Source organism: Acinetobacter sichuanensis (assembly GCF_003024515.2).
GTDB lineage: Bacteria > Pseudomonadota > Gammaproteobacteria > Pseudomonadales > Moraxellaceae > Acinetobacter > Acinetobacter sichuanensis.
The window spans coordinates 1-3,032 of the sequence record NZ_PYIX02000110.1 but is presented as its reverse complement, the minus strand read 5'-3'; the positions used below and the strand labels follow the sequence as shown (position 1 = coordinate 3,032).

The window sequence follows — 3,032 nt, the reverse complement described above, 5'->3', positions numbered from 1 at the left end:
CCTGAGCAATTTCTTTTGGTGAAATCCCTTGCGTTTGGTTAATCATTTTAAAAATGGCAGTTTGAGCTTCTCTACTCAGTGAAATTTCTTGCATTGTGAAATCCTTGTTTTCTTTCACGTATATTTAAAACATTGACCAAGTGATAATTGTTTTAGACAACTGGCATATCTTGTTTGCTTAGACCGATTTCCAAAATTTGATCTTTTGATAACTGACCATTTGTCATGGCAGATATTTTTTCAGCGTAATTTGTCTCACCTTTGTATTCGGTATATGGAAGCGTATTTCTTGCAATCCACTTATAAACAGCTCTTTCTGTAATACCTACTGAATTTGCGACAGTTTTTACACCGCCAGCACACGATACTGCATCTTTAATAGTGTCCATAACTTAAACCATGTTGAACTTATGGTTCAACTTTAACAAGAACTGATAGTTCTTTCAATACTTATTATTATTGAACCATTGGTTCACTGGATTTTTTAATGAATACACCTGCAGATAAAATTAAAGAAGAGTTTGCAAAACGCATTAATCAAGCGATGGAAGCCAAAAACTATCCTGTACGTGGTCGTGCTCGTATACTTAGTAAAGAGTTTGGCATCTCAGACAAGGGAGCTGGAAAGTGGTTGAAAGGTGAAGCAATTCCTGAGACTGCTAAAATCCCTTTGCTTGCTGACTTCTTGGGCGTGTCGGCTGAATGGTTATTAAATGGTTCTGAACAACCTTTAATTTCAAAAAATGATATTCACTTTGCACCAATTAGATTTCGTGAGAGTGATGCTCCTATTAATCCTAATCATGTACGAATCCCTATTTATAAGAATATAAAGGCTGCCTGTGGTGCAGGTATTGAAAACTTTCTAGAAGATGTCAGTGATTATCTTAATGTTGATCCACTCTTCTTAAAAATGATGGGTGTTGAGTCAAATCCTAAAAATTTAAGAATAATTTATGCAGCTGAATACAGTATGTATCCAACGGTTGCACCAAATAGCCCATTGTTTGTAGATATCTCGGATAAAGATCCCAGTGCATTAAAAAATGGAAATGTTTACGTCTTTATGCATAACTACGAATTAAGAATGAAGCGCGTTTTTGTGAGTTATGGATCTAACACTGTGAAACTTACGAGTGATAATCCTGATAAGAACAGGTATCCAGATGAATTTATAACGAATGAACAGCTTAATGAGATTAATTTTGTGGGGCGTTTAGAGTTGGCTTTGGTTAAGCCTTAAGAAACCTTGTAAGTAAAACCTTTGAAGAGGAAAAGAATAATATGTTACCCACTTACCCAGTAAATGAAATCTTAGATAAAGTCCGAGCTGCTGCGGCTGAGGGTTCAGACCTTCATCTAACATCGGAGGAAATAAAATTATTAGCAGAAGGTATTGGTCATCTGCGCATGATTCCAGTGTTGACCATGGAACAAGTAGCCAGATTACCAGGACAACCAATGCTTCCTAAGAAAACGGATAATTAAAACTGCAAACCCGACACAATTCCAAAATAATGTTGGGTGTTTTTAAAGAATTCGGGACCACTAATCCCGAATTGCGGACTAGTAATCCGCTAAAGGTGAGTCGTTAATAGCACACTAATGAGACGGAGTGGATACTCTCTTAAATCAGTGGGATGGAATTCCAGCAAACACGATGAGCTGCTGCCCCTACGGTGTGCGCACACTTTCAGGGCAAGCGCTAGGCATAGCGCTATACAAGTTACACCAATTTAACTTGGTGAGCGCTCGCCAGACAATTACAAGGTTTATGCCATGTTTTCTCTGACGTTGCAGACTAAAAAAGGTTTGAAATTTAGCGTAGAAATCAACCTTTACGCTGTAATTGCAATCCTATCTTGGTTTGCGTAAAAACGAGGGGTGGTGACGAGCTACCCCTCACTTTTATTTTTAAAATACATACAAGTTAGAAAAATATCAAACTGCGAACCCGACGCAGCCTACTGATCGGGTGGAGAAAAGAATGAAAAACACGAGAACCAATACCTTGTTACTTAAAATTATGGTTGCCGAGTCCAACCTACCATTATCTGATCGTTGCAAAATTAATGCTTTGATTAATGGACGGGAGATCTCAGGCAAGCTACTAACCCCAGAGGAGTATTACGACTTGCCAGCGAATAATAAATATAAAAAATTATACCTTGAAGAGATTGAGGTGGAAAGGAAGAAGCATATTGATGTCTTGAATGAGACAAAAAGTCTTAGTCAATTTCCCGATGAGCTTAGACAGATTTTTCTACATTTGCTTGCTGATAACTCAAGGTCATATCAGCTTAGGGTTGCTGATATAGTTGGATATTCTTTTGATTAAAGCATCCATTCAGTGGATTTTAAACCATCTACAACCTTAGTATCACAACAGGTTGTGATGCCATTAAAATAATCCTGCTGATCTTTAATGGCTTTATCAATCCACTCTTGATTAGCGTCAACCACCACATCCTCTAGTAGAGTTACACGTCCTTCGAATAACTTAACTCGCGTTCCTGCAGGAATAATTCCGCGTTCTGATTCTTGATTATCACTCATAACAAACTCCACAACCCACCCAGTGTGGGTTTTCTTTTTAAAAATCCATACTTTCCCTAATATTATGAAGTTGAGACTCTGCACCAACATTGTTCTCAAAACATCCATAAATATCGGAGAAAATATGAAACCTGAAATTATAGAAGCCCTAGCGTTAGAGCTTACTAAAGCAACTATTAATGAGCGTTCCAAACATGAAAGCGCTTTTGACATTACTGATGCAGAATTATGGGTTCACGTATACTTGGAATCTTTAGAGCAAATCAAGAAAGGTTATGAAGAGCAATCAACAGAACAAAGCCTTAATGACTGGAAAAAGCTCTAACCCACGATATCAACCTTTTGCATTAATTAATATCTAACAAACAGCCATTCTTTTTTGAGAATTCAAGAAGAGTGGCTTTTAGCTCATCTGCATACTTAAGTGGCACTTCAATAGTAGCAGTAACAACCCGACCACCAAACACAACCAGCTT

General features: G+C 37.6%; 6 protein-coding genes. 4 read left to right on the top strand and 2 right to left on the bottom strand.

All coding sequences use genetic code 11. The features are described 5' to 3' along the window. Positions 1 to 152 precede the first annotated feature (152 nt). Entirely contained in the window at positions 153 to 389 is a 237-nt protein-coding gene (locus tag C9E89_RS22055; protein ID WP_107010232.1) for a YdaS family helix-turn-helix protein, read from the bottom strand. Between the two features lie 98 nt (positions 390 to 487). Here C9E89_RS22055 and C9E89_RS22050 point away from each other — a divergent pair, with 98 nt between their 5' ends. The 3 genes from C9E89_RS22050 to C9E89_RS22040 all read left to right on the top strand — a co-directional run bounded on the left by C9E89_RS22050 (position 488) and on the right by C9E89_RS22040 (position 2,338). After that, the gene (locus C9E89_RS22050) at positions 488 to 1,243 is read left to right on the top strand and encodes a S24 family peptidase (RefSeq protein WP_228199104.1); all 756 of its coding nucleotides are present in this window, start codon (positions 488 to 490) and stop codon (positions 1,241 to 1,243) included. Between the two features lie 41 nt (positions 1,244 to 1,284). Further along, positions 1,285 to 1,488: a hypothetical protein gene (locus tag C9E89_RS22045; protein WP_107010231.1), complete on the top strand. Its 204-nt coding sequence runs from the start codon at positions 1,285 to 1,287 to the stop codon at positions 1,486 to 1,488. A 499-nt stretch (positions 1,489 to 1,987) separates the two neighbouring features. Next, entirely contained in the window at positions 1,988 to 2,338 is a 351-nt protein-coding gene (locus C9E89_RS22040) for a hypothetical protein (RefSeq protein WP_107010230.1), read from the top strand. Here C9E89_RS22040 and C9E89_RS22035 read toward each other — a convergent pair. After that, the gene (locus C9E89_RS22035) at positions 2,335 to 2,556 is read right to left on the bottom strand and encodes a hypothetical protein (RefSeq protein WP_107010233.1); all 222 of its coding nucleotides are present in this window, start codon (positions 2,554 to 2,556) and stop codon (positions 2,335 to 2,337) included. The two genes, C9E89_RS22040 and C9E89_RS22035, sit on opposite strands and share 4 nt — an antisense overlap. Before the next feature lie 124 nt (positions 2,557 to 2,680). Here C9E89_RS22035 and C9E89_RS22030 point away from each other — a divergent pair, with 124 nt between their 5' ends. Beyond that, positions 2,681 to 2,881: a hypothetical protein gene (locus tag C9E89_RS22030; protein ID WP_107010229.1), complete on the top strand. Its 201-nt coding sequence runs from the start codon at positions 2,681 to 2,683 to the stop codon at positions 2,879 to 2,881. Positions 2,882 to 3,032 lie beyond the last annotated feature (151 nt).

Coding starts and splice junctions, on each gene's coding strand:
- C9E89_RS22055 (WP_107010232.1), bottom strand. CDS start 389: ATGGACACTATTAAAGATGCAGTATCGTGTGCTGGCGGTGTAAAAACT.
- C9E89_RS22050 (WP_228199104.1), top strand. CDS start 488: ATGAATACACCTGCAGATAAAATTAAAGAAGAGTTTGCAAAACGCATT.
- C9E89_RS22045 (WP_107010231.1), top strand. CDS start 1,285: ATGTTACCCACTTACCCAGTAAATGAAATCTTAGATAAAGTCCGAGCT.
- C9E89_RS22040 (WP_107010230.1), top strand. CDS start 1,988: ATGAAAAACACGAGAACCAATACCTTGTTACTTAAAATTATGGTTGCC.
- C9E89_RS22035 (WP_107010233.1), bottom strand. CDS start 2,556: ATGAGTGATAATCAAGAATCAGAACGCGGAATTATTCCTGCAGGAACG.
- C9E89_RS22030 (WP_107010229.1), top strand. CDS start 2,681: ATGAAACCTGAAATTATAGAAGCCCTAGCGTTAGAGCTTACTAAAGCA.